Source organism: Streptomyces sp. NPDC043853 (assembly GCF_056436025.1).
The window spans coordinates 281,466-307,212 of the sequence record NZ_JBWKDJ010000003.1 but is presented as its reverse complement, the minus strand read 5'-3'; the positions used below and the strand labels follow the sequence as shown (position 1 = coordinate 307,212).

Below are 25,747 nucleotides of genomic sequence, written 5' to 3'. Positions count from 1 at the left end.
CTATCCACACCTGAGGAAAAGATACGAAGGTCTGTGGATAAGTAAGTGGGCGGCCCCGCATTGACGCCGGTGTGATCAGTCCGGACCGGTCCCCCGACCGGTCCGGGGATCGGGATCCGGGATCGGTCCGGGATCGGTCCTGGTACGGCCGATCACCCGGATGACGCGGGGTGCCGGGGCCTGTGGATCACGGGGTGAGTTCCGCCGTGCGCAGCAGGATCATCGCCGCGGACGCGCCGAAGACCAGCGCACAGGCCGACCACTGGGCCGCGGCCCGGTTCCGGCGTGCCGCCGGGCTGGGCGCGGCGGTGGCGGGCCGGACCATTCCCGCCCCCATCACGGCGCCGGCCGCCAGGCCGCCGATGTGGGCCTGCCAGGAGACGCCCTCCGGGATGAAGGTCATGGCGAGCATCAGCACGAGCATCACGCCCACCGGCCGCATGTCGTACTTCAGCCGCCGCATCAGCACGGCGGTCGCCCCGAACAGGCCGAAGATGGCGCCGGACGCCCCCAGGGTGGCCAGGTTCGGCGGGGTGAGCAGATAGACCAGGGCGCTGCCGGCCAGGCCGGACAACAGGTACACGGTGAGGTAGCGGGCCCGGCCGAGGGCCGCCTCCAGCGGGCCGCCGATCACCCACAGGCCGAGCATGTTGCTCGCGATGTGCCACCACTCCTGGTGCAGGAAGACCGAGGTCAGCAGCCGGTAGTACTGGCCTGACGAGACCCCTTCGACCGGACCGCCCCAGTATTCGGCGTACCGGCCCAGCAGCCCCAGCTGGACCGCGAGCGCGGGGTTGGCGAGCACCGCGAGGAAGACGGCGACGTTGATCCCGATGAGGACCTTGGTGACCAGGTGCGGGTCTCCGGCGCTGAGCGCGCCGCCCGCGACGTTGCGCGGCACGGCGGCGGGCGCGCCGCGGACGCACTCGGGGCACTGGTAGCCGACCGAGGCGCTGATCATGCAGTCGGGGCAGATGGGCCGGTCGCAGCGGGTGCAGCTGATGCCGGTCTCGCGGTCCGGGTGCCGGTAACAGGTGTCCATCGGTTCCCTCGGTCGGCTGCGCGGCGGCGGGGCGGGACGGCGCCCCGCCGGTCCGGTACACATCGAGTACGGACGGACGGGTCGCGTTGGTTCCCGCGGCGGCGCTTCCGTCAATGCCTCACGTCAGCGCCGGCACGTCAGCGGTTGGCGTCGGCGGCTCGCGTCAGCGGTTCGCGTCAGCGCTTCAGGTCGGTGGTGGCGTCAGCGCTTCTCGATGACGACGGACTCCAGGACCACGTCGGCCAGCGGGCGCTCGGTGCGCGCGTTGGTGTCGACCCGGGCGATGTCGTCGACCACCGTCTGGCTGGCCTTGTCGGTGACCTTCCCGAAGATGGTGTGCTTGCGGGTGAGCCAGGCGGTCGGCGCGACGGTGATGAAGAACTGGGAGCCGTTGGTGCCCGGTCCGGCATTGGCCATGGCGACCAGGTAGGGCTCGGTGAAGGCCAGCTCGGGGTGGAACTCGTCCGGGAACTGGTAGCCGGGCCCGCCCGTGCCGTTCCCCAGCGGGTCGCCGCCCTGGATCATGAAGCCGCTGATGACCCGGTGGAAGACGGTGCCGTCGTAGAGCCGCTCGGTGGTCTTCCGCCCGTCCTCCGGGTGGGTCCACTCGCGCTCACCGGTGGCCAGCTCGGTGAAGTTGCGGACGGTCTTCGGCGCGTGGTTCGGCAGCAGCTCGATCTCGATGTCGCCGTGGTTGGTCCTCAGGGTGGCGTAGAGCTTCTCGGCCACGGATCTGCCTTCCCATAGTCATCACTGTCGGTTCCAGATCCTCGCACGGTGTGCCGCTTGGTCAAGAAATCGCCGGAATCGGCCACCCGTATGCCCTGTCATGCAGGCCGCGAGCCGTTATGGCAGGCATGATCCTGGAAAGGGTGGAAAGGTGAACTGTGTCCGCCACCGAGGAGGAGGATCCCGTGACCCCGAAGGACAGCGCGCACGCAGCAGCCGAGAGTGCGAAGGACGCCGTGCGCTATGCCGCGGACGCGGTGGCGCCGTACGCGGAAACCGTCCGGGACGCGGCGGTGCACTACGCGCAGGAGGCGAATGACCGGCTGACCCCGAAGGTGTCCCACGCGGCGCAGGAGGCGGCACGCCAGGCCCGTACCGCCTACGACTGCCACCTGCACCCGCGGATGAAGGCGGCCCGTGCGCACGTCCCGCCGAACGTGGACCGGGCGGCGGTCCTGGCCGTCCACAGGACGCGCGAGGCGGCCCGGCAGGCCGCCGACTACACGGCGCCCAAGTTCGAGCACGCGATGGCCGTCAGCCGCCCGATCGCCGAGGAGGCGGCTTCCCGGTCGACCGCGGCGTACGCCGCCCTGCGCGGTCAGGTGTCGGCCAGGGAGGTGCAGAAGCTGGTGCGCCGCCACGAGCGGCGGGCCAAGTGCGGCCATGCGCTGAAGTGGGTGGCGGTGGCCGGCCTGGTGGTCGGTGCCGCGTACGCCGCGTGGCGGTGGTGGGACAAGCAGTCCAACCCCGACTGGCTGGTGGAGCCCCCGGCGCCGACCGAGCTGGCCGAGCGGGACGCCGAGCCGCCGAACCTCGACGACGAGCTGAAGGCGAAGGAGGCCGAGGCGGACAGCGGGGCCGATGCCGACGAGCAGCGGTAGGGCCTGGCAGCCCGAAGGGCCCGGATCCGGTGGATCCGGGCCCTTCGCGTGCGGCGGCTCCGGGGCGGCGTCTCAGCCGGTCCGCTTCCGGTCGGCGCCCTCATGGCTGTGCGGGACCGGTGCGGACCGCTTGGCGGTGCCGGGCGGTACGTGCGGGGTGACCGGCTTCTCGGGCATCGGCCCGCGCAGGACGTTGTGCTGCGGCGGGGCGGACCGCTTGGCCGCCTCGGGGGGTGTGTGGGTGGTCGGCGGTGCCGGGTGCGGCATCGCCGGCCGGGACTGAGCGGCCATCCGCCCGGCGGAGCCGGACTGCCGGTCGGGCCCGGTGCCCTTCTCGGGCGTCCCGCCCTTCTTGTGCTTGAGGAAGTCGAAGATTCCCATCGTGGTACGCCTCCGGCTGGTTGCCCCCCGGGTCTGTGCGCCTTCCCCCACTTTCGGCCAAGGTGGCCGATGCCGCCCCCTGACTGCGTCCTACTGGCGGGGACTGCGTCCTACTGGCGGGCGCGGCGGGCCGGCCGGGGGCTGTCGGAGGGCATCGCCAGATCGCCCTCCACCAGTCGCTTCAGCCCGTTCAGCAGGGCCCGCCGGTCGCTCTCGGGGAGGGAGGCCAGTGCCTCCTGGTGGACGCGGTCGACGATCCGCTGACTCTCGGCGACCATCCCTGCGCCCTTCTCGGTGACGGCGATGATGCGGGCGCGGCGGTCCTTGGCGGACGGCCGGCGTTCGGCCAGACCGGCCTTCTCCAGGGCGTCCACGGTGACGACCATCGTCGTCTTGTCCATGTCGCCGATCTCGGCGAGCTGGATCTGGGTGCGCTCCTCCTCCAGGGCGTGGACGAGGACGCAGTGCATGCGCGCGGTGAGGCCGATCTCGGCCAGCGCTGCCGACATCCGGGTGCGGAGCACATGACTGGTGTGGTCCAGCAGGAAGGAGAGGTCGGGCTCGGTCCGGGCGGGTGCCATCGCGGTCATGGACCCAGCCTAGCAATCATCCCCAAACAAATAGTCTGTAACAAAACTATCTGCTACGGTCCTGCCATCGCTCGAAACCGACGCCCGAACCGCTTGGGAGAGACCGATGTCCGCTGCCCTCACCTCCGCCCCCGGCGCCTCCGCCGCCGGCGCCTCCGTACCCGGCGCCTCCACCGGCCCGCTCCGCCACCGGCTGCGCTCGCGCTGGACGGCCCTGGGCGTGCTCTCCACCGGCATGCTGATGACCGTCCTGGACGGCAGCATCGTCACGGTGGCGATGCCCGCCATCCAGAACGACCTGCGCTTCTCCCCCGCCTCACTGAGCTGGGTGGTCAACGCCTACCTGATCGCCTTCGGCAGCCTGCTGCTGCTGGCCGGACGGCTCGGGGACCTGATCGGCCGGAAGCGGATGTTCCTGGCGGGCACGGCCGTCTTCTCGGGCGCCTCGCTGCTGGCCGGTCTGGCCGCCTCCCCCGCGCTGCTGATCGCGGCCCGCTTCCTCCAGGGCGTGGGCTCGGCGATGGCGTCGGCGGTCAGCCTCGGCATCCTGATCACCCTGTTCACCGAGGCCCGTGAGCGGGCCAGGGCGATCGCCGTCTTCTCCTTCACGGGCGCGGCCGGCGCCTCCCTGGGGCAGGTCCTGGGCGGGGTGCTGACCGATGCCCTCGACTGGCACTGGATCTTCTTCATCAACCTGCCGATCGGACTCGCGGCCGCGCTCCTCGCCCTGCCCGCACTGCCCGCCGACCGCGGTCTGGGCCTGCGCGCCGGTGCCGACGTCCTGGGCGCCGTACTGGTCACCGCCGGTCTGATGCTCGGCATCTTCACCGTGGTCGGGGTGGAGCGGTACGGCTGGACCTCGGCCCGGACCCTCGGCCTCGGCGCGCTCGCCGCGGCCCTGCTGGCCGGCTTCGTCCTGCGGCAGTCCCGGGCCGGGAACCCGCTGGTGCCCCTGCGGATCTTCCGGTCCGCCACCGTGACCGGCGCCAAGCTGGTCCAGATGCTGATGGTCGCCGCCCTGTTCGCCTTCCAGATCCTGGTCGCCCTCTACCTGCAGAAGGTGCTCGGCTACGGCGCCGCCGAGACCGGTCTGGCGATGCTTCCGGCGGCGGTGGTGATCGGGGCGGTCTCGCTGGGCGCCTCGGCCCGGCTGGCGGACCGCTTCGGGGAGCGCGCCGTCCTGGCAGCGGGACTGGCCCTGCTGGTCGCCGCCCTCGGCTGGCTGACCCGGCTGCCCGTCCAGGCCGACTACGTACGGGACCTGCTGCCGGTGATGCTGCTGGCGGCCGGGTTCGGCCTGGCCCTGCCGGCCCTCACCGCCCTGGGCATGTCCGACGCCGGCGAGGCGGACGCGGGCCTGGCCTCGGGGCTGTTCAACACCACGCAGCAGATCGGCATGGCCCTGGGGGTCGCGGTGCTGTCCACCCTGGCCGCCTCCCGTACGGAGGCCCTGGCCGCGGCGGGCCGGACCGGGGCGGAAGCCCTGACCGGCGGCTACCGGCTGGCCTTCGGAGTGGGCGCTGGACTGCTGCTCCTGGCCTTGGCGGTGGCCGCGGTCACCCTCCGGGGCGCCCGCCGCAAGAGCGGCTGACCGGACCCGGGACCGACCGGCCGGGCGGCGGACAGGACCCCGATCCACCGATCCTTTTCGGCCGGATCCGGCCGCTCGGCAACGTCCCGGCGCCTCTGCCGGAGGCGTCCGGGGCCCTCCACAGATCCTCACAGGGGCGGAAAATCCCGACCTGACAAGGAAGCCGGGAAATTGACCAGTGTGCAAGCAGGCGGCCCTACGCTCGCCCCATGATGAGCGAACCTGCCATTACCCTGCTGAAACAGCTGGCGGCAGAGGGAGTGTCGCCCTGGCTGGCCGGAGGCGACACACGGTTCCTGCCGGGCACGCTGAACTCACCGGCCGGAACCGCGCTGCTGCACGGCGCCGTGGCGGCGAGCGCCGACCCGGAGATCGCCCGTCGCGCCTGCGACACCCTCTGGGACACGTACCTCCGCAGCGAGGGGCGCCACGGCCGGGTGTCCGTACCCGTCGACCCCCGGATCGCCCATGACGCGGAGGCCGTCGTGGCCGAGGCCCGCTCCATCCAGACCGAGGTCGGACGCCCCAACGTGCTGGTCCGCATCGCGGCGACCCCCGCCGGGCTGGCCGCCATGGAGAACTGCCTGGCCCTCGGCATCGGGATCGACACCGACCTGGTCTTCTCGGCCGAACGGTACGAGGAGGTCCTCACCTCCTATCTCGCCGGCATGGAACGGGCCATGGCCGCCGGCCGCCCGCTCGGCCCGGTGGTCGCCGTGGCCTCGGTCCCGGTCGGCCTGCTCGACGCCGAGGTCAACGACCGCCTCTCGGCCCTCGCCGGACAGTCGGCGCTCGCCGAGCAGGCCCGGGACACCGCCGGCGTCGCGCTCGCCCGCACCATCTACCGGATCCGCGAGGAACGGCTGGGAGGGAACTGGTGGCGCGTCCTGCGCGCGGCCGGGGCCGTCCCCCCGGGACTGCTGTGGACCGCCGTCGCCCCCCGGCACATCAGCGGACTCGTCGGCAGCAACACCGGCCAGGTCGCCGGGCTGGGGGCGCTGGAGGAGGCCGCGGCCCAGGCGGACCTCCAGGGCGACACCCTGCTGAACGCCCACGAGGAAGCCCGCCGGGACCTCGACCGGCTGGAGACCCTCGGGGTGCGGACGGCCGAGGTGGGCGACGCCCTGGCGGCCGCCGAACTGCGCCGACTCCAGGAGTCCTGGATCCTCAGCTGACCGCGGCTCCCGGACCCACCGGACGTTCCGCAGCCTCCGTACGCGCCCGGGCCACCCGGATCTGGAACAGCATGTGCTCCACCACGTCGCCGCCGTACTCCGGCTCCTGTACCGGCATGCTGCGGAGCAACGTCAGTTCCCGTCCGCACTCGTCGGCGATCCGGCGGAGCTCCTCCAGGTCGCCCCGGTCGCTGAAGTGCAGCAGCGCGGAGCCGGTCGCAGTGAGCCAGTGCGGCACCTGCTCCAGGAACCGGCGGTGTGCCCGGTACCCGGTGTCCACATAGGCCCGCTCGTGCACCGACTGGTACTGGTAGTCCTCCGGCGCCAGCACGTAGTTGGAACTCCAGAAGACGAGGTCGAAGCGTTCGTCGGAGGCCAGCCCGGAGAAGAGGTCGCTGTGCACCGCCCTCAACCGGTCCTCCACACCGTGCCGTTCGGCGTTCACCGCCGCGTTCTCCACCGCGCGCGGGCTGATGTCCGCCGCCACCACATGGTCGTATCCGGCCAGCGCCGCCATCACCGCGGTCACCCCGGAACCGCAACCGATCTCCAGGAACGAGGCACCGCGCGGCACCGGCCGCGCGGCGGGACCGTCCAGTTCCAGGAAGTCCACCGCCACGTCGGTGGACGGGCAGAACACCGGCGCGAACACCTCGTCCAGCAGGTCCCACTCCCGCCCCCGCAGCGCGAACACCCTGGGCCGGTCAGGCCGGCTGAGTGACATGCGGCTGCGCTGCAGGGATCTCTCGAAGCGCTTGGTCTCAATCATGCGTTCCCCCGGTCGGACAGTGGTGCGGCAACAAGACGTGATGCGCATCCCCAGACTGATCGGGCATCGGGTGCCGCCAAAAGGTGCCCAGGTAACCGCTTCCCGTACACGGCCCGGTGCTCGCACCACCGCGCCCCGCTCTGACCTGGCATTCTTGGGTCAAGACCAGGTTGACCGGGGCCTGTTGACGCGACTACGTTCGCGACCGGGCAGGCACCACAGTGGACGTCGATGGGGGACGATGCGTGATGTCGGTAAGCCGAGAGCCACATACCGGCGTGTCCGAAATGCTCGAACTGCTGGCGCGTGAGGCACCTGCCGAGGACTTCGAGCGCGTGGTGCAGGAAATCCGGGAGGCGGGGGCCGAGCCGGAGGAACTCGAGCGGCTGGTCCGCGCCAAGGATCTCTCGCTGAACATCCGGGGACTGTTCGCCCGCCGCCAGCAGCGCGAGGCCGGCCTCAGTGCCCTCGTCGACACCGCACGCGACCTGACACATCCGTACAACCTCGACACCCTGCTCAAGGTGATCACCCGCCGGGCCCGGCTGCTGCTGGGCCTGGACATGTCCTGGGTGACCTTCCACGACTTCCCCAGGCGGCGGTCCGTCGTCCGCGCCGCGGACGGCCACACCTCGTCGATCACCATCGGCTTCGAAGTGCCCATGACCGGCGGCGTCGGCCTGCAGGCCCGGAAGCGGTCCGCCCCCTTCTGGTCGGGGGACTACCTCCGCGACGAAACCTTCGTCCACTCCCCCGTCATCGACAACGTGGTCCGGGCCGAGGGCCTCCACGCGATCATGGCAGTGCCGCTCCGGCACGAGGAGAGCGAGCTCGGCAACCTCTACGTGGCCGGCCGGCGCGTCCGCCACTTCGACCCCGACGAGCTCTCCCTGATGAGCTCCCTCGCCGACCTCGCAGCCGTGGCCATCGAGAAGACCCGGCTGCTCGACCAGGCCCGCGACGAAGTCGCCGGCCTGGAGCTCAACACCTCCCGGGCCATGGACTCCTCGGCCATCGCCAACCGGCTGCGCAGCACCCACAGCCGCCTGATCGACCTCGTGCTGGAGGGCGGCGGCCTGCGCACCCTCGCCACCGAAGCCGCGACCCTGCTCGGCGGCACCCTCACCATCCGCGACCACGGCGGTCGCACCCTCGCCGCCTCCGAGGACGTACCGCCGCTCGACGAGGAAGCCGTACGGGCGGCCTCCCTGGACGCCCATACCGACCGCCGCCCCGTCCGCACCCCGGCCGGCGTGTGGGCCGCCCCCGCCGCGGCCGGTCAGGAAATGCTCGGCACCCTGCTGCTCACCCCGGCCCCCGGTGACCAGGACGGCCAGGACGGCCCCGTCGACGACGACCTGCGCGTCCAGCTCCTCGGCCTGGTCGCCCAGACCGCCGCCCTGGTCCTGCTCATGCAGCGCAGTGCCGCGGCCGCCGAGGGCCAGGTCCGCGACGAGCTCTTCAACGACCTCCTCAAGGAGGACCAGCTGCCGGCGGCCAAGCTCGCCGAACGCGCCCGCCGCCTCGGCGTGAACCTCGACGGCCCGCACGTCGTCGTGGTCGCCCGCCCGGAAGGCGGCTCGCTGGGCCGGGCCGTCATCTGGGCCTCCTCCTACGCGCACCAGCACTCCGGCCTCAAGAGCGTGGACTCCGGCTCCCTCGTCCTGCTGGTCCCCGGCACCGACCCCGGGGCGGCGGGCAAGGCCGCCTCCCAGGAGCTGTCCACCGCCCTCAACCATCCGGTCACGGTCGGCACGGCCGGACCGGTCACCGAGCTGTCCGCGATCGGCCGCACCTACCAGGAGGCCCGCAGCTGCCTGGACGCGCTCACCGCCCTCGGCGGCACGGGCGGCACCGCCTCCCCCCGCGAGCTCGGCTTCCTCGGCCTGCTGCTGTCCGACACCCCCAACACCGCCGAGTTCGTCAACAACACCATCGGCCCGGTCCTCGACTACGACGCCCAGCAGCGCACCGACCTGGCGCGCACCCTGGAGGCCTACTTCGCCTCCGCCGGCAGCCCGACCCGGGCCGCCGAGAGCCTGCACGTGCACCCCAACACGGTCTCCCGCCGACTGGAGCGGATCACCGAACTCCTCGGCCCCTCCTGGCTGGAGCCGTCACAGGCACTGGAGGTCCAGCTGGCCCTCCAGATGCAGCGCACCCGGCGCGCACTCCTGCGCGGCCGCCGCGATCAGGCCGGCCGGGCCACCGGCTGAACCCTGCCGGCACCGGCCGGGACCCGCTCCGCCGCGCGCACCGCGTGCGCGACGGACGCCAGGGTGGTGTGCCGGTGCCAGCCCTCGAAGGACCTGCCCTCGAAGTCCACCATGCCGACCGGGGTGGAGACCGACGCGAAGTCGAGGGCGACGCGCCGGGTCAGCCGGGTCAGCCGCAGCAGCCGTCCCCAGGGCTCGGTGACCATCCTGGTCGTCCAGCACCGCACCGGCCGCGTGCCGGAGCCGTCCCACTCGCCCAGCAGGAGCATCGGCCGACGGGCCCCCGGCAGCCGCACCGGTACCGCCGCCACCCAGGCGGTCCGCACCGCCCGGCTCTCCGGGTCCCGCCAGGTCACCGGGCGGCGCAGGGTCCGCACCGTGCGCAGCAGCTGCTCCGCGGTGAACTCCCGGCCGCCGCCGCCCAGCAGGTCCGGCGCCGCGGGCGTCACCGGGGTGGTGCCCCGTACGGACATCACGAACGGCAGGCCGGCCGCCTCGAACCGGGCCGCGGCCGCCGCCGGATCGGCGTCCGGCAGGTCCAGCACCACCGGCCGGACGGGCCCCCCGACCCATCCCCCGGCCTCCCGGGCGCCCTCGGCGACGCACTCCGGGGCGTCCCCGGACAGCATCAGCTGCCAGGTCACCGGCACGCCCACCGCCTCGTTCGCCGCCCAGAGCCCGAACGCCTGCTGGCTGTTGACCACCTGTCCGAGGCTCGGCACGAACCGCCGCTCCACGCCCACGGTGTGATGGCCCGTCTTCGGGATGACCACCGAGTGGGCCACCCAGGCCCGCGGCCGCAGCACCTCCTCCAGGTGCCGGGCGAGGGCGGCCCGCACCAGGGTCCAGTCCCAGGTGGAGCAGGAGATGAAGTGGTGCAGGCTCTGCTCCGCCGTCCGGTCCCCCACGCAGGCCGCGATGTTGCGGATCGACTTCCGGCCGCCGGCCGACAGCAGCCCCCGTACGTACAGCTCGCCCTTGCGCCGCTGGTCGCTGCGCGGCAGCGCGGCGAAGAGTTCCGCGCACAGTTCGGTGCTGAGTCCGGCGCCGGGTTCGGCGCTGTGTTCGGTCCGGTCATCTGACGCCGTGTGTTCCCGTACGAGGCGCATCCCCACGATCCCCCCACCCGTAGCCGGACCCCGCCCATCCGACGGGATCCCCACGACGGTGCGCCCCGCCACCCCCGCCTGCCCAGGTGCCCCCGTCACACACCTGCCCCGCCGCGGTGCGGCCTCGGCCACCACCGGCCCGCCGCCGAATTCCCGGGCAGGTGCATGTCCGTGCAGTGCAAGGACATGAACCTTTCGGCGTTCACCCCCCGCAGCGAAGTATTTCCGTAGGCGCTGCAGACAGAGCGGGCCGCAGAATTCAGGGGGAATCAGCCACATGGAAAACTTCCAGCCACTCAGCCGCATCCGCACCCTCATCGGGTGGTCCCTGGCGACCTTCGCCATGGTGTGCGGGGTGCTGCTGGCGGCGCAGGGCGACGCGGGAATTCGGAATGAATCCCTCCGTGCGCAGCAGGCACCCGTCGTCTCCCTCGACCCCGGCTGGGACTGACCCGCCGAGCGTTCCCACGCGTTTCAACGAATGGCCCTGCGGCGGAAACAGCCGCCCGTAATTCACACGTCCGAGGAGACAGACAGATGACCGTGACCCCCGTACACCCGGCCGAGGCGGCCGAGGTCGCCGCGGGCCCGGAGATCGAGCTGCGCAGCCGTATCACGGTCGAGCTCGTCGACGCCTCCGCCAGCGACATCGGCGTGGTCCGTGCCGCCCGGGTGTCGACCGCCGGCGAGCGCGCCCACCGCGAAGAGCGCGGCGACGGCTACATCGAGGGGCTCATCCGCTACCTGATGCGCAGCCGCCACGGCAGCCCCTTCGAGCACAACTACATGACGTTCCTCATCAACGCGCCGATCTTCACGATCCGGCACATGATGCGGCACCGCACCTGGTCCTTCAACGAGGAGAGCGCCCGCTACAAGGACCTGGAATCCGTCTTCTACGTGCCGGACGGCGACCGGTTGCTGAAGCAGGAGGGAAAGCCCGGCCACTACCAGTACGTCCCGGGCACCGAACAGGACTACGAGCTGGTCTCCACCTCGGCGAGCGCCGCCTACCGGGCCGCCTTCCGCGAATACCAGCGGATGCTCGACGCCGGGATCGCCCGCGAGCTCGCCCGCACCGTGCTCCCGGTGGCCACTTACTCGACCGTGTACGCGACGTGCAACGCCCGCTCGCTGATGCACTTCCTGTCGCTGCGCACCAACCGCGCCGACGCGACCTACGTGTCCCACCCGCAGCGCGAGGTGGAGATCGTGGCCGAGCAGATGGAGAGCGAGTTCGCCCGCCTCATGCCGCTCACCCACGCCGCGTACGAGAGCTACGGGCGCGTCAGCCCCTGACCGCCTCCGGGGAGGACACGTGCGTATCACCGTGTACGCCGGATCGGCATCGGGCAACCGGCCGGTCTACCGGGAGGCAGCGGAGCAGTTCACCCGGGACGTGGTCCGCGCGGGCCACGAGATCGTCTACGGCGGCGGTGCCGTCGGGCTCATGGGAGTGGTGGCGGACACCGCACTCGCCGAGGGCGGCCGGGTCACCGGCGTCATGCCCAGATCGCTGGTCAACGCCGAAGTCGCGCACCGCGGTCTGACCGAGCTGCACGTCGTGGATTCGATGCACGAGCGAAAGCAGCTGATGGCGGATCTGGGCGATTGTTTCGTCGCCCTGCCCGGCGGAGTCGGAACCGTCGAGGAAATCCTCGAGGTATGGGCCTGGCTGGTGCTCGGACACCACCAAAAGCCGGTGACCCTGCTGAATGTCGAAGGCTATTGGGACCGCCTGGTCCGCATGTCCCAGCGGATGGCCATGAGCGGATTCCTGCGACCCGAGGAAGAGGGCTCCCTGATGCCCGTGGCGAATTCCGCCGAACTCTTCGCCGCGATCGACCAATGGAAGGCCCCGCCACCGCGCTGGGGATGAAAAAGAGGGAGAACAAGTGACGGTCCATCCGACCCATTCACCGGTGACGGTCCTTGACGGATACGTCCCCGTCATCGATCTCGGCGGCGCCCGCTCGGGCGACCCGCAGCGTCGCCTCGAGGTCGCCGAGACCATCGACAAGGTGTGCCGCACCAGCGGCTTCCTGGTCGTGGTCGGCCACGGAGTGTCCGAGGACGTGATCTCGGAGATGTACCGGGCCACCCGCGAGTTCTTCGCACTGCCGCTCGACCGGAAGAACGAGGTGCTGGCCGACCCCGCCGACCCGCTGATGCGCGGATTCGGCCGGAAGGGGAGCCTGGCGGCGTCCAACGCCGACGCCTCCGTCCCGGACGAGCGCGCTCTGCCCGACGTATCCGAGACGTACACCTTCAACCGGCTCGGGGAGCCGGAGGCCGTCGGCGCGCTCCCCGCGGAGGCGGACCCGCGACTGCGCACCCCCAACCGGTGGCCGGAGCTCCCGGGCTTCAACGAGGCGTACCTCTCCTACTACGCGGCGATGGAAGCCCTGGCCACCGAGATCATGCGGCTGTTCGCGCTGGGTCTGGGCCTGCCCGAGCATTGGTTCGACGACAAGATCGACCAGCACATGACCAACCTGACGGCGAACTACTACCCGCCGCAGCCGGTCGCCCCCCTGCCCGGCCAGCTCCGCAAGGGCGTCCACAGCGACTGGGGCAGCCTCACGATCCTCTACCAGGACGAGGCCCCCGGCGGGCTCCAGGTCCTGGACCGGGCCACGGACACCTGGCTGGACGTCCCCGTCGTCGAGGGCTCCTTCGTGGTCAACATCGGCGATCTCATGGCGATCTGGACCAACGAGGCATGGGTCTCCACGGTCCACCGCGTGACCAACCCCAGCCGCGCCCAGGCGCACACCGAGCGGTACTCGATGCCGTTCTTCCACCAGCCCAACCACGACGCCCTCATCGAGTGCATCCCCACGTGCACCGGACCGGACAACCCGCCCCGGCACGCACCGGTGCGCTCGGGCGAGTACATCACCGGCAAGTTCCGCCGCGCGTACGGCGACTGACCGGGCGCCACCGACCAGTAGAGACAGGTAGCAGTCATGGAGCAGAGCACAGCCGCGCCGGCACGGCGCAAGGGGTTCCGGGAGGCCCTCGGGCTGCCGGACCTCACCGGCAACCGCCGGTTCCTCGCCGCGAACATCATTGACAGTCTGGGCAACGGGCTGGTCCTGGCCTTCACCGTCGTCTTCTTCGTCAAGACGACCTCCCTGCCCCTGGTGGAGATCGGCGCGGCGCTGACGCTGGGCCGGCTGCTCTGCCTCCCCGTTCCCGTCCTGGTCGGCCCCCTGCTGGACCGCTTCGGGTCGCGAGCCGTCGTCGCCATCGGCAACATCGTGTCCTGCGTGGGCTTCCTTGGCTGTCTGTTCTCCAGCCAGGCATGGCACATCGTGATCGCCCAGCTGCTCGTCCAGACCGGCTCCAACGTCTACTGGACCTGTAGCCGGGACTTGGTGGTGCTCGCCGCCAAGGACGGCGAGCGAACCAGGTGGTTCGGCCTCATCGGATCGCTCCGCAACATCGGCGGCGGGTTCGGCGCGGCGGCAGCGGCCATCGCCCTGGCCGTCGCCGACACCGCCGGCATGCGCGGCGTGGTCCTGGGCAGCTCGCTGGCGTTCCTCGTCGCGAGCTGGCTGATCGTCGGCTGGAAGCCCGCGGGAGCGGACGGGGCGGACTCATCCGGCGGGAAGCCGGCTGCCGGGTCCGCTCAGGCCCGCCCCTCGGGCGGCTACCTCGACGTCCTCAAGGACGGCGCCTACATGCGGCTCGTGGCCGCCAACCTGTCCTTCGTCTTCGCGGCGATGGTGCTGCCGGTACTGCTGGCCGTCTACGTCACCGAGGCACTGGACACCGGTGCCTGGATCGCGGGCGCGCTGGTGGTCCTCAACATGGTCCTGGTCGCCGTGGTCAACACCGTGGTCACCCGCTGGACCGAGAACCGCCAGCCGGCCCGGGTGCTGGCGCTGGCCGCCGTCATCAACGCCGCGGCGTTCGCGGTCTTCGGCGTCCTGGCCGTGCTGCCGTCCTGGGCCGTGGTGGCCGGCCTGGTCCTGGCCACCCTGGTCTACACCCTGGCCGAGGTGGTCGGCACCCCGCCGTCCAACGTCCTGAGCGTGTCCCTGGCCCAGGAACACATCCGGGGCCGCTACCTGGCCGCCTTCCAGCTCTCCTGGACCATCGGCGGCGCGCTGGCGCCCGTCGTGCTCACCGCCCTGCTCGACGTCGGCCCCGCATGGCCCTGGGTGTTCCTGGCCGCGGCGAGCCTGCTGGCGGTGCCGCTGAGCCTGGGCCTGCGGGAGCCCGCCCCCGCCGACGAGCCCGAGCCCGAGCCCGAGCCCGAGCCCGAGACGGCGGCGACGGCGGCGACCGGTCCGGCGAACTGACCGGCGCCCGCTGCGGGCCGGCGGCTCGCCGGGCCGGCCGGCCCACCCATCCCGCTCCTCTTCCCACACACGTCACCACGAGGAATCACTCATGAGGAAAGTTCTGATCATCGAGGTACTCGGCACGGCCGGCGAGGACCTGCTCGACGCCGCACGGGAACTCGGCGTGGAGGCGGTCGTCGCCACCCACGAAGACGTCTACGAGGGCTACAGCCCGGAGGTGAAGTCGAAGATCTCCGAGGTGGTCTTCACCGACTTCTCCGACCAGGACAAGGCGGTGGAGCAGCTCACCGCGTACGCCCGCGAAACCGGCGTCAACGGCGTGGTCGCCTGCTGGGAGTTCCTCTCCCCGGTCGTCACCCGGCTCGCCACGGCCCTGGGCCTGCCGGGCCACCGGGTCGACCTCGCCGAGGCCAGCCGCAACAAGCGCCTGATGGCCGAGGTGTTCGGCGAGGCGGGCGTCCCCGCACCGCGGACGCTGACCGCCCACTCCCTGGCCGAGGCCGAGGCCGCGATCCGCGACAGCGGCCTGGAGTACCCGGTGGTCGTCAAGCCCGCCGAGAACGCCGGTTCGGTCGGTGTCTCGGTGGTCCACTCGGCGGCGGAGCTCCAGGAGGCGTTCGAGTCGGCCGGCGCCTGGCCGGTGGAGTTCCCGCACGGCATCCCCCTCGACACCACCGTGCTGATCCAGGAGTACCTCGGCGGCAAGGAGTTCAGCGTGGAGTCCGCGGTCCACCGCGGAACCGTTCACCACCTGGCCATCACGGAGAAGTTCACCACCGACGACGCGGCCCGCGCCGAGACCGGACACACGGTGCCCGCCGCGCTGACCCCCGCGGCCCGGGAAGCCGTCCTCGACACGGTGGAGAAGGCCCTCAAGGCCCTGGGCTTCACCGACGGCATCGCCCACCTCGAGCTGAAGCTGCTGCCCGAAGGGACCGCGAAGGTCATCGAGGTCGGCGCCCGCCCGCCGGGCGACCACATCATGAAGCTCGTCCACCACGCCCTCGGCGTCAGCGAGCCCCGCGCCTACCTCCAGATCGCCCTCGGCGACACCCCGGACGTCACCCCCACCCGGGACGGCGCCGCCGCCATCCGGTTCTTCACCCCGCCGCGGGCCGGCGTGTTCAAGGGCCTGCACGGACTGTCCGAGGGCCCGGCCGTCGTCGAGACCGTCCTCTACCGGGAGCCCGGCGACGAGCTGAAGGACGCCCGCGACAACCTCGCCCGGGTCGGCCAGGTCATCCTCCGCGCCGACTCCGCCGACGAGGTCAACCGGCTGGCCGACGAACTGCTCGCATCCGTCACCGTCGAGGTGGAGTGATGAGGCGCATCGCGTTCCTCCGCTCCATCGAGGTGCAGCAGGCCTTCCCCTATCTGGACGCCCTGCGGGACCTCCCGGACGGAGCCGAGGCCCGGCTCTTCTACACCGACGGCCACTGCGGCCCGGAGGACTTCCCGGGCACCGCCGAGCGCCTGAAGCCTGACGTCACCCCCGACGAACTGGCCGACCGGCTGCTGGAATGGGGCGCCGACGGGGTGATCTCGCTGTCCATCCCGGACGAGAACGCGATGCGGGACGCCCTGGTGAAGGAGCTGCTGACCGCCGCCGGGGTGCCGATGGTGATGACCGGTGCCGACGCCACACACCTGCTCTCCGACAAGTGGGAGACCAAGCGGCTCCTCGCGGAGCACGATCTGGTCACCCCCGAGGGCGTACTGATCGACGGCGACCTGATCAACAGCCGGGCCCTGCCCGTCCCCGCCTACGCCGGCTTCCTGCGCTGGAAGGCCGACCGGCTCGGCTACCCGGTGCTGTGCAAGCCGCTGTGGGACTGCATGGGCAACGGGATCACCTTCCTCGCCGGTCCCGACGACCTCGACCGGTACCTGCTCAGCCCGCACGACGGCAACGTGGTGATGGAGCGCTGCGTCACCGGCGAGCTGTGCTCGGTGGAGATCATCGGACGGCCCGGCGACTACTTCGTCCAGCCCCTGTGCTGGATGGGTCCGGCCGGCGGCGCACCGGAGTTCGCCTTCGGGCAGCTGCGGTACTCGGCCCCGCGCCCGGCCGCCGACGCCGACTTCGCCCCGGTCGCGGATCGGCTCACGGAGCTCTGCACGCGGCTCGGGGTCCACGGCGCCGTGGACGTGGACATGATCTACAGCGAGGGCACCTACCACATCCTGGAGATCAACCCCCGGGTGTCCGGGGCGACTTCGCTGTCGATCGCGGGCTCGTCGGTCAACACCTACGCCCAGCTGGTGAAGCTGCTGCAGGGCACCTGGAGCTCGGCGGAGGCCGCGGCCTCCGTCCACCGCAGGCTGGCCTTCCAGTTCCCGGTCGCGGAACTGACCCCGGAACGGCTGGCGGCGGCCCGGGCCCGCCTGGACGTGGTCCGCGCCAACGACTTCCACGTCGGCGGCCGTACCCACCCCAACATGCTCATCACCTGCGAGTTCGCCGACGCCCCGGCACTGGGCGCGGTACTCGACGGGCTCCGGGCCGAGTGCGGTCTCACCACCCCCGAGGTGATCGCCGGAATCAAGGAGCTGGCCGCCCGGGCGCTGGCGGAACGGCAGCAGCAGGAGCAGCAGGAGGAGGAGGTCCGCCGTGTGGCGTGACCGGCTGGGGCTGCGCTGGACCGTCCACGGGGACGGTTCGGTGCCGCTGCCCGGCGCCTCGGTCATGCCCCACGAGCGGCTCAGCTGGTCCCGGACCGCGGGCATCGGCGCCCAGCACGTGGTGGCCATGTTCGGCGCCACGTTCGTCTTCCCGATCGTCATGGGCCTGGACCCCAACCTGGCCATCCTGATGTCCGGGGTGTCCACCGCGCTGTTCCTGCTGGTGGTCCGCGGCCGGGTGCCCAGTTACCTGGGCACCAGCGCCGCCTTCGTCGGGGCCGTGGCCGCGATCCGGGAGGCCGGCGGCGGCAGCGCCCTGGTCACCGGCGCGATCATGGTGGCGGGCCTGGTCCTGGCCCTGGCCGGGCTGCTGGTCCACCGGGCCGGAGCCACCCTGGTCCACCGGCTCTTCCCCCCGGTGGTGTCCGGTGCCGTGGTGCTGCTGATCGGCTTCAACCTGGCGCCCGTGGTGGCGGAGATCTACTGGCCTCAGGACCAGTGGGTGGCCCTGCTGACCATGGTGGTGGTGCTGGCCGGCGGGGTGCTGCTGCGCGGCTTCTGGGGCCGGGTCTCGGTCCTCCTGGGCCTGGTCTTCGGCTTCGTCCTGTCCTGGCTGCTCGACCGGATCAGCGGGCCGCTGACCGGACCGGACGCCACCGGCAAGGTCGGCGAGCACTTCCGGGTGGACTTCGGCCCGGTCGCCGCGGCCGACTGGTTCGGCCTGCCCTCGCTCCACGCTCCGGCGCTCTCCACCTCGGCGGTCCTGCTGGCCCTGCCCGCGGTGATCGCGCTGGTCGCCGAGAACACCGGGCACGTGAAGGCCGTGGCCGACATGACCGGGAGCGATCTGGACGGCTCGCTCGGCCGGGCCCTGGCCGCCGACGGACTGGCCACCGCCCTGTCGGCGAGCGCCGGTGGTTCGCCCACCACCACGTTCGCGGAGAACATCGGAGTGATGGCCGCGACCCGGGTGTACTCCACTGCCGCCTACTGGGTGGCGGCCGGGACCGCGGTCCTGCTGGGCCTGTGCCCGAAGTTCGGGGCACTGGTCGCCGCGACGCCGGGCGGGGTGCTCGGCGGCATCACGGTGGTGCTGTACGGCATGATCGGACTGCTCGGGGCGAACATCTGGGTGAAGAACAAGGTGGACTTCACCGATCCGGTGAACCTCGTGCCGACGGCCGCCGGGATCGTCGCGGGCATCGGCGGGGTCACCCTGGACGTCACGGACAGCTTCTCGCTGTCCGGGATCACCCTGGGCACCCTCGTCGTGCTGCTGGGTCACCACCTGCTCCGCCGTGGCTCGGGGACCCCCGCACCATCCGTCCCCGACACCGGCGGTGCCCGGCGCGTCAGCAGCCCCAGTGAACGGAGAAGGCAACCCGTATGAGCATCCATCAGGCGGCAGTGACCCCGTCCGGCGCCCATCTGCGCTGGGTCGAACTGCCCGGCAACGACCCGGCCCGCGTGTACCTGCACGGACTCGGCGCGATGGCCTCCCCCTACTACGCCCGGGTGGCGGCCCACCCGTTGCTGGCGGGCCACCGGTCCCTGCTGGTCGACATGCTCGGCTTCGGCCTCAGCGACCGCCCGGCGGACTTCGACTACGGCCTCGAGTCCCACGCCGACACCGTGGCCGGCGCCCTGCGCGCGGCCGGGGTGTCCGGGGCCGACGTGATCGGGCACAGCATGGGCGGCGCGGTGGCCATCGTGCTGGCCGAGCGGCATCCGGAGCTGGTGGGCCGGCTGGTGGTCGCGGAGCCCAACCTCGACCCGATGGTCGCGGTCCGCAAGCCCGGCAGCAGCGGCATCGCCACCTACTCCGAGGCCGAGTTCCTCGACGGCGGCTTCGCGGAGACCCTCGAGCGGGTGCATTCCGGCTGGGCGGTCACCATGCGGCTCGCGGATCCGCTGGCCCTGCACCGCAGCGCGGTCCGCCTGGCCGCGGCGACCGTGCCGACCATGCGGGAGATGCTGACCGGACTGCCGATACCGCGCACCCTGCTGCACGGGGAGCGCGGCGAGGCTCCGGGCCGCGAGGAGGAACTGGCCGCGGCCGGCGTACGGGTGCGGGAGATCCCGGACGCCGGGCACAACATCATGCTCGACCAGCCCGAGGCGTTCGTACGGGCCACCGCCGAGGCCCTGGCGCAGCCGACGTCCGGCGGCACCGGCCGGGCCGTGTCCTAGGACGTGGCCTACGCCGCCCCGGTCTTGGCCAGCTTGTAGCCGAGCTGGAACCGCGTGTCCACGCCCAGCTCCTCCTTCATGCGAGCCAGATGGGAGGCGTAGGTGCGCTGGCTCAGGCCGATCCGCTTGGCGATGACCGCGTCGCTCTCCCCCTCGATCAGACCGCGGACGATCTGCTGCTGCAGCTGGCCGGTGATCTCCACCGACCGCTCCGGGGTCCGTCGGCCGGTGAACTCCGTGGCCCGCTGCCAGCTGCGGTCGAAGACGTCCGCCAGGAAGCCGACGACCGCCGGATCCTGCACCATCACCGCCTCGCTGCGGTCGGCTGAGGCGGGCAGGAAGGCGGTCCTGCGGTCGACGATGATCAGGCGCTCGAAGAACTCGTCCAGCGTCCGTACCTGGGCGCCGAGCCTGCTCATGTCCTCGACGAACTCACGGGTGGGGCCCGCGTGCCAGGCAGTGTGCTGGTACAGCGTGCGCACCGAGACGCCCCGGGAGAGGGCCGCCCGCACGTTCGGCCCCACCGCGTTCAGGGTGGTTGGCGGGCGGCCGCCGCCGGGCTGAGCGGTGATCAGCTCCTGGGTGCAGCGGCTGACCGCCTCGTCCACACAGGCACTGATCAGTCCCTTGCCCTGGAGGTGGACCAGGGCTTCGCTCTCCTGGACGGGTGCGCTGTTCCCCTGGAACTCCGCGATCAGCGGGGCCAACGCCTCGGACAGGTCACCGGCCTGTTCCAGCAGTTGGAGTGCCGCCGTCCGCCACGCGGCGCCGAGCCGCGCCTCGGCCAGCTTGGGGTCCACCGGAGCCAGCCGGCCCGGTTCCGTCTGGCTCTGCACGAGCAGACCGAGGCGGACCAGCCGGTCCAGGGCCTCGGGGGCGGTGTCCTCCGGGGGGCCTCCCGCGCGCAGACAGGCCGCGTACAGCTCACGGGCGGACGCGGTCAGGGCGGGGAACCCGGGGGTCTGGCCGTTCGGGGGCAGCGTTGCGGTCGCCTGCATGCCGTATTCCTCTGGTCCTACGAATGAATCAGGTCAATCATTCCCGACCCCGCGCTGACTCTCGGCGTTAAGTCGATCACGTTCAGAAACCCGCTGACCTCCGAAAACCTGCCGATCCGGGACAACAGCCCCGCTGTCGGTCCCCTTCCGACCCCCTTCCCCTTGTCCGAAAGAGAGGCATCCTCGATGGCCGCCAACCCCACGACCCGCTCCTACCTCGCCGGCAACCCGCCCGCGGAGTCCCTGGCCGGGCTGTGCGCCGCCGACGACTCGCTGCGTTCCGCCCTGGGCGAGGGCTATCTGACGCGGCCGGCGTTCCTGGACCGGGCGGTCGCCGAGGACCTCGGCGACCGGCTGAGCCGGCTCTACGACATCCTGCTCTCGCTGCCCGCCCGCATGCACAACGGCGACATCCGGGCCCTCGCGGCCGCCGTCGGCTGGTCGCCCCTGCAGATCGACACGGTCCTGCGGCCCGACGGCACGCCGCGCCGGGTCCCGCGCATGGCCCGCTCCGACCTCTACCAGGAGGCGGACGGCTTCAAGCTGCTGGAACTGAACGTGGGCAGCCCGCTCGGCGGGTTCGACACCCAGCTGATGAACCACGCCATGCTGCGGCACCCGCACGTGGCCGGGTTCGTGGCGCGGGAGGGCCTCGGCCACGTCGACACCCTCCAGCTGCTGGTGGACATGTGGCGCGAGGAGTTCCCCGCGCTGGACTTCGACGCCCGTCCGGTGGTCGCCCTGGTCGACTGGCCCAACAGCTTCCCCACCCTCGAGCCTCGCCTGAGGGTGATGGCCGAGCTGCTCGACGCGCACGGCATCGAGGCCATCCCGTGCCACGCCGGCCAGGTCGAGGACCGTCCCGACGGCCTCTACGTCCACGGCCGCCGCATCGACCTGGTGCACCGCTGGTTCGTGATCGAGGACCTGCTGGCCGGCGACGACACCGAGCTGGCGGCCCCCGTGCTCCGGGCGGCGGAGGAGGGCCGGGTGCACCTGTTCGCCCCCCTGGAGGTGGAGCTCTACGGCAGCAAGGGCTGCCTGGCCCTGCTCAGCGACGAGGCCAACCGGCACCACTTCGATGCCGCCGAAATCGCCCTCGTCGAATCCTTCCTCCCCTGGACGCGGATGCTGCGCGACGGCAAGGTCGACGCCCCGGACGGAGCGCGGGTGGACCTGCTCGACCACGTCATCGAGCACCGTGAGGAGCTGGTGATCAAGGCCACCGCCTCACACGGCGGCCTCGACGTGCTCGCGGGCTGGCGCACCCCGGAGGCCGAGTGGCGGGCGAAGGCGGAGCAGGCCCTGGGCGGCCCGTACATCGTCCAGCGCCGGGTGCGCCCGGTGACCGAGGACTTCCCGGTCGGCGACGGCTCCGGCCGCACCGAGCCGGTCGTCCTCAACTGGGGCGTCTTCCTGGCCGACCACGGCTACGGCGGCTCCTTCATCCGCGGCATCGCCGACCCGGAGGCCGGCGTGGTCAGCCTCGCCAACGGCGCCCGGTTCACCACCTGTTTCCACACCGGCGCGTGAACCCACCGTCCCGGCCGCACCCCCCCACCACGGCCGGGACGGTACGCAAACACCCCCTCCGACCGCGTTTGTGCTGGTCGAAGGGGGTGTAGCCGTGGAGCCTAGGGGAGTCGAACCCCTGACATCTGCCATGCAAAGACAGCGCTCTACCAACTGAGCTAAGGCCCCGGAAAACGGACGGATCCGCTACCCAGGAGGGTACGGCCACGTCCGCACCCAAGAGTACCGGGTTTACCCCCTGATCCCGCAAAATGATAGGGACTCCCGCCATGCGACCACTCTCCGTAAGATGCTCGCGAGGTTCGCACCAGCGAAGGGGAGTAGTGAGCGTGGACGCAGTACAGCAAGAGGCAACCGCCAGAGCCAGAGAACTTCAGCGCAGCTGGTACGGGGAGCCGCTCGGCGCGCTCTTCCGCCGGCTCATAGATGATCTCGGCTTGAACCAGGCCCGCCTGGCTGCCGTCCTCGGACTGTCCGCACCCATGCTCTCCCAGCTGATGAGCGGCCAGCGCGCGAAGATCGGAAACCCGGCCGTGGTCCAGCGGGTCCAGGCCCTGCAGGAGCTCGCCGGACAGGTCGCCGACGGCAGCGTGAGCGCCGCCGAGGCCACCGACCGGATGGACGAGATCAAGAAGACCCAGGGCGGCTCCGTCCTCAGCAACAGCGGCCAGACCACCACCGGTTCCGGCGCGCCGACCGTCAAGCGGGTCGTCCGCGAGATCCAGTCGCTGCTGCGGTCCGTGTCCGCGGCCGGCGACATCATCGACGCGGCGGACTCCCTCGCTCCCAGCCACCCGGAACTGGCAGAGTTCCTCCGGGTGTACGGAGCCGGGCGCACCGCCGACGCGGTCGCCCACTACGAGGCGCACCAGAACTGACGGCAGCGGCGGCAGAGCGGCAACAGCGGTAGCGGAAGTACGGGGGACGGGCGCGCGGATGGGTGAGATCTTCGCCGGTCGGTACGAACTGATCGATCCGATCGGACGGGGTGGAGCCGGAGCGGTCTGGCGCGCCTGGGACCACCGGCGCCGCCGGTACGTCGCCGCCAAGGTGCTCCTGCAGAGCGACGCCCACACCCTGCTCCGCTTCGTGCGTGAACAGGCCCTTCGCATCGACCACCCGCACGTGCTGGCCCCGGCCAGCTGGGCGGCGGACGACGACAAGGTCCTGTTCACCATGGACCTGGTCAGCGGCGGCTCGCTGGGCCATGTCATCGGGGACTACGGCCCGTTGCCCCCGCGGTTCGTGTGCGCCCTCCTCGACCAGCTGCTGTCCGGGCTCGCGGCGGTGCACGCGGAGGGCGTCGTCCACCGCGACATCAAGCCCGCCAACATCCTGATGGAGGCCACCGGTACGGGACGGCCGCACCTGCGGCTGTCCGACTTCGGGATCTCCATGCGCAAGGGCGAGCCCCGGCTGACCGAGACCAATTACGTGGTCGGCACCCCTGGTTACTTCGCCCCCGAACAACTCCTCGGCGCCGAGCCCGACTTCCCCGCCGACCTGTTCGCCGTCGGACTGGTCGCCCTCTACCTCCTGCAGGGCCGCAAGCCCGACTCACAGGCCCTGGTGGACCACTTCCGGGCCCATGGCACCCCGGGCGCCCCTGAGGGGGTCCCCGCGGCTCTGTGGCAGGTCGTGGCCACCCTGCTGCAGCCGGACCCGCAGGCCCGCTTCAAGACGTCCACAGGGGCCCGCAAGGCCCTTGCCGAGGCCGTGGAGCTCCTGCCCCCGGACGATCCGGACCAGGCCGCGATCGAGGTCTTCGACCAGCTGGGCCCGCTGCCCGCCGGATTCGGCCCGCAGGGACCGCAGACCACCTCGGCGGTCACCTCCGACTCCCCCACCGCTCCGGTGGTCCCGGCACAGGCGGCACCGCACCCGGCCGAGCCCACCGTGCTCTCCGCCCACCACGCCGGCCCGGGCATCGCCGCCGAGCCGACGCGGACCTCCGCGCAGCAGCCTCAGCAGCCTCAGCAGCCACAGCAGCCACAGCAGCCACAGCACCCGTACCGGCCGGCGCCGCAGCAGTCGTACCCCTCGGCGACCGGCAGCTTCCACCTGGCGCCGCCGGCCGTGCCGGGGCCCACCACCCCGATGCCCGTGCAGCCGCCGGCCCAGGCGCCGATGCCCGCGCCGGCCCCGGCCCCGGCACCGGCCGCCCGACGGATGTCCGGCCCGTCCGGCCGGGTCGCCCTGACCCTGCTGCTCTCCGCCCTGGCCTGCTACGCCGTGGGCGTCTGGGCCCTGACCCGGATGTAGGCCGGGGCCGCACGTCAGGCCGAGGCGGCCGACCGCCGGGCGATGAGCTTCCAGCCGCCCAGCACGAGCAGCAGCACCGTGCCGGCGCCGAAGCCGGCCGCGGCCACCACGCCCATCACCGAGCGGGTGTCCGCCGCCTCGGCGGCCTCCGGCGCGGTCAGCCCCTCGCGGGCCGCCGCCCGGTCGTCCTCGCCGACCCCGAGACCGGCCCCGTCGAGGCCCTCCGCGTAGGCCGGCGCGGCCTTGGCAGTCCCGCCGACCTTGACCCGCATGGTCAGCTCCAACGGGGTGCCCTCGGCGGTGAACTCGCCGACCTTCTTGTTCACGGTCACGGCCAAGTAGTGCCAGCCGGCGATGCGGACGGGCCGGATCGCGGTCGTGTCCGAGAAGCGGTTCTCGTACGCCACCGGGGCCAGCGGACCGATCTCCGCCTTGGCGAACTTCCCGTCGTACGACTCGTCGACCTCGGCCACGATCATCCGGGTCGGGTTGTAGACCTCGGTGATCAGGGCGTTGCCGGCGTATCCGGACGACTTGGTGAGCTTGCCGCCGGTCAGCTCGGTGCTGATGCTCAGCTGCTGCCCCCAGTCCACCGGCACCCGGTAGAACAGGGTCTGCCCGGGCCGTACCGAGTCGCCCCAGACGCCCGTCCCGATGGCTCGTGCGTCGTTGAAGCCGGTGCCGCCCCGGCGGACCACGCGCTGGTCGGACGGCGGTGTCACGGGCGCCGACGGCCAGACGCTCGGCCCGCTCTGCGGGGCGTTGCCGCCCTTCAGCGCGGGCTCCCGCTGGACGTGGAGCTCCACCGGCCAGGAGGCCTGGTCGGAATCCTTGGCGCTGGTCCGGGTCAGTTTCACGTAGTAGCTGGTGGCCTGCTGGCACTTGCCGTCCTCTTCCAACCGGCGGACGGCCACGTCGGCGAGCGGCCGGGCCTGTTCGGAGGAGGAGAAGTTGACGCCCTCGGGACTGGCGCAGGACTGGCCGTCGGTGTCGATCAGGTCGAGCTCGATGCCGTCCGCGTAGGCGACCTTGGCCGTGCCCTTCGGGTGGGCCACCGCGCTGATGTAGACGCTGGAGGCGGCGTCGAGGCGCACCTCGTAGAACCGCTCCTGCCCCGGGGAGACGGCGTCGGTGTAGAAGCGGCCGGCCTCCAGCCGCGGCCCGAGCGCGCGGTTCGCCCCGCCCTCGACCTTCTGTGCGCCCGGACCCGTCCGGTACTCCGGTACGGGGTCGGCCCCGGCGGCGTACGCCGCACCCGGCGCGGCACCCGTGACCACCGCGCACAGGGCCACGGCCCCGGCCGCGGCCAGCGTTCCACGGACCCGACCCATCACACCCCACCCCAC

24 protein-coding genes and 1 tRNA gene are annotated in these 25,747 nt (G+C 72.0%); 16 read left to right on the top strand and 9 right to left on the bottom strand.

Features of this window, described 5'->3' with window-relative positions; genetic code table 11:
• Window positions 1-187 precede the first annotated feature (187 nt).
• Together AC067U_RS10150 and AC067U_RS10145 are read right to left on the bottom strand one after the other, a co-directional pair.
• Window positions 188-1,042, bottom strand: coding sequence for a rhomboid family intramembrane serine protease (locus AC067U_RS10150; protein ID WP_478829182.1), 855 nt, complete (start codon window positions 1,040-1,042; stop codon window positions 188-190).
• Window positions 1,043-1,243: 201 nt separating this feature from the next.
• Window positions 1,244-1,771, bottom strand: a complete 528-nt coding sequence (locus tag AC067U_RS10145) for a peptidylprolyl isomerase (RefSeq protein WP_478829181.1) — start codon at window positions 1,769-1,771, stop codon at window positions 1,244-1,246.
• A gap of 185 nt (window positions 1,772-1,956) precedes the next feature.
• Between AC067U_RS10145 and AC067U_RS10140 the strand changes: the two genes are divergently transcribed.
• A complete protein-coding gene (locus AC067U_RS10140; protein ID WP_478829180.1) occupies window positions 1,957-2,652 on the top strand; it encodes a DUF5324 family protein in 696 nt (231 codons plus the stop codon).
• Window positions 2,653-2,724: 72 nt separating this feature from the next.
• Here AC067U_RS10140 and AC067U_RS10135 read toward each other — a convergent pair whose 3' ends face one another.
• Window positions 2,725-3,033, bottom strand: a complete 309-nt coding sequence (locus AC067U_RS10135) for a hypothetical protein (RefSeq protein WP_478829179.1) — start codon at window positions 3,031-3,033, stop codon at window positions 2,725-2,727.
• A 110-nt stretch (window positions 3,034-3,143) separates the two neighbouring features.
• A complete protein-coding gene (locus AC067U_RS10130) occupies window positions 3,144-3,623 on the bottom strand; it encodes a MarR family winged helix-turn-helix transcriptional regulator (RefSeq protein WP_478829178.1) in 480 nt (159 codons plus the stop codon).
• Window positions 3,624-3,729: 106 nt separating this feature from the next.
• Between AC067U_RS10130 and AC067U_RS10125 the strand changes: the two genes are divergently transcribed.
• Window positions 3,730-5,214, top strand: coding sequence for an MFS transporter (locus AC067U_RS10125; protein ID WP_478829177.1), 1,485 nt, complete (start codon window positions 3,730-3,732; stop codon window positions 5,212-5,214).
• 209 nt (window positions 5,215-5,423) lie between these two features.
• Window positions 5,424-6,389 (top strand): transaldolase family protein, encoded by a 966-nt coding sequence (locus AC067U_RS10120; protein WP_478829176.1) that lies wholly within the window; start codon window positions 5,424-5,426, stop codon window positions 6,387-6,389.
• On the opposite strand, the gene AC067U_RS10115 is transcribed toward AC067U_RS10120, so the two are convergent.
• Window positions 6,382-7,158, bottom strand: coding sequence for a methyltransferase domain-containing protein (locus tag AC067U_RS10115; protein ID WP_478829175.1), 777 nt, complete (start codon window positions 7,156-7,158; stop codon window positions 6,382-6,384). The two genes, AC067U_RS10120 and AC067U_RS10115, sit on opposite strands and share 8 nt — an antisense overlap.
• A gap of 287 nt (window positions 7,159-7,445) precedes the next feature.
• Between AC067U_RS10115 and AC067U_RS10110 the strand changes: the two genes are divergently transcribed.
• On the top strand, window positions 7,446-9,374 hold the full coding sequence (locus tag AC067U_RS10110; protein ID WP_478829572.1) for a helix-turn-helix domain-containing protein: 1,929 nt from the start codon (window positions 7,446-7,448) through the stop codon (window positions 9,372-9,374).
• On the opposite strand, the gene AC067U_RS10105 is transcribed toward AC067U_RS10110, so the two are convergent.
• Window positions 9,350-10,483 carry an IS701 family transposase gene (locus AC067U_RS10105; protein WP_478829174.1) on the bottom strand — a complete coding sequence of 378 codons (1,134 nt, stop codon included), beginning with the start codon at window positions 10,481-10,483 and terminating at the stop codon, window positions 9,350-9,352. The two genes, AC067U_RS10110 and AC067U_RS10105, sit on opposite strands and share 25 nt — an antisense overlap.
• A 277-nt stretch (window positions 10,484-10,760) precedes the next feature.
• On the opposite strand from AC067U_RS10105, the gene AC067U_RS10100 reads away from it, so the two are divergent.
• From AC067U_RS10100 to AC067U_RS10060, 9 genes are all read left to right on the top strand, one after another.
• Window positions 10,761-10,934 carry a hypothetical protein gene (locus AC067U_RS10100; RefSeq protein ID WP_478829173.1) on the top strand — a complete coding sequence of 58 codons (174 nt, stop codon included), beginning with the start codon at window positions 10,761-10,763 and terminating at the stop codon, window positions 10,932-10,934.
• Between the two features lie 86 nt (window positions 10,935-11,020).
• On the top strand, window positions 11,021-11,782 hold the full coding sequence (gene thyX, locus AC067U_RS10095; protein WP_478829172.1) for an FAD-dependent thymidylate synthase: 762 nt from the start codon (window positions 11,021-11,023) through the stop codon (window positions 11,780-11,782).
• A 19-nt stretch (window positions 11,783-11,801) separates the two neighbouring features.
• Entirely contained in the window at window positions 11,802-12,362 is a 561-nt protein-coding gene (locus AC067U_RS10090) for an LOG family protein (protein ID WP_478829171.1), read from the top strand.
• Between the two features lie 43 nt (window positions 12,363-12,405).
• Complete coding sequence (locus AC067U_RS10085; protein ID WP_478829170.1) at window positions 12,406-13,416, top strand: isopenicillin N synthase family dioxygenase; 1,011 nt, start codon at window positions 12,406-12,408, stop codon at window positions 13,414-13,416.
• Window positions 13,417-13,452: 36 nt separating this feature from the next.
• A complete protein-coding gene (locus tag AC067U_RS10080) occupies window positions 13,453-14,793 on the top strand; it encodes an MFS transporter (RefSeq protein WP_478829169.1) in 1,341 nt (446 codons plus the stop codon).
• A 91-nt stretch (window positions 14,794-14,884) separates the two neighbouring features.
• On the top strand, window positions 14,885-16,117 hold the full coding sequence (locus AC067U_RS10075) for an ATP-grasp domain-containing protein (protein ID WP_478829168.1): 1,233 nt from the start codon (window positions 14,885-14,887) through the stop codon (window positions 16,115-16,117).
• Window positions 16,117-17,418 (top strand): ATP-grasp domain-containing protein, encoded by a 1,302-nt coding sequence (locus tag AC067U_RS10070; protein WP_478829167.1) that lies wholly within the window; start codon window positions 16,117-16,119, stop codon window positions 17,416-17,418. Before AC067U_RS10075 ends, AC067U_RS10070 begins: the two co-directional genes overlap by 1 nt.
• Window positions 17,408-18,808: a uracil-xanthine permease family protein gene (locus AC067U_RS10065; RefSeq protein ID WP_478829166.1), complete on the top strand. Its 1,401-nt coding sequence runs from the start codon at window positions 17,408-17,410 to the stop codon at window positions 18,806-18,808. Before AC067U_RS10070 ends, AC067U_RS10065 begins: the two co-directional genes overlap by 11 nt.
• 2 nt (window positions 18,809-18,810) lie before the next feature.
• Window positions 18,811-19,608, top strand: coding sequence for an alpha/beta fold hydrolase (locus AC067U_RS10060; protein WP_478829571.1), 798 nt, complete (start codon window positions 18,811-18,813; stop codon window positions 19,606-19,608).
• An 8-nt stretch (window positions 19,609-19,616) separates the two neighbouring features.
• On the opposite strand, the gene AC067U_RS10055 is transcribed toward AC067U_RS10060, so the two are convergent.
• Window positions 19,617-20,606, bottom strand: a complete 990-nt coding sequence (locus AC067U_RS10055; protein ID WP_478829165.1) for a LuxR family transcriptional regulator — start codon at window positions 20,604-20,606, stop codon at window positions 19,617-19,619.
• 186 nt (window positions 20,607-20,792) lie between these two features.
• Between AC067U_RS10055 and AC067U_RS10050 the strand changes: the two genes are divergently transcribed.
• Entirely contained in the window at window positions 20,793-22,139 is a 1,347-nt protein-coding gene (locus tag AC067U_RS10050) for a hypothetical protein (RefSeq protein ID WP_478829164.1), read from the top strand.
• 95 nt (window positions 22,140-22,234) lie between these two features.
• Here the strand turns inward: AC067U_RS10050 and AC067U_RS10045 are convergent.
• Window positions 22,235-22,307 (bottom strand) — tRNA-Ala (locus AC067U_RS10045).
• Between the two features lie 161 nt (window positions 22,308-22,468).
• Between AC067U_RS10045 and AC067U_RS10040 the strand changes: the two genes are divergently transcribed.
• Both AC067U_RS10040 and AC067U_RS10035 read left to right on the top strand, forming a co-directional pair.
• Window positions 22,469-23,017, top strand: a complete 549-nt coding sequence (locus tag AC067U_RS10040; RefSeq protein WP_478829163.1) for a helix-turn-helix domain-containing protein — start codon at window positions 22,469-22,471, stop codon at window positions 23,015-23,017.
• 58 nt (window positions 23,018-23,075) lie between these two features.
• A complete protein-coding gene (locus AC067U_RS10035) occupies window positions 23,076-24,401 on the top strand; it encodes a serine/threonine-protein kinase (protein ID WP_478829162.1) in 1,326 nt (441 codons plus the stop codon).
• A gap of 14 nt (window positions 24,402-24,415) precedes the next feature.
• Here AC067U_RS10035 and AC067U_RS10030 read toward each other — a convergent pair whose 3' ends face one another.
• Window positions 24,416-25,732, bottom strand: a complete 1,317-nt coding sequence (locus AC067U_RS10030; protein ID WP_478829161.1) for a hypothetical protein — start codon at window positions 25,730-25,732, stop codon at window positions 24,416-24,418.
• Window positions 25,733-25,747 lie beyond the last annotated feature (15 nt).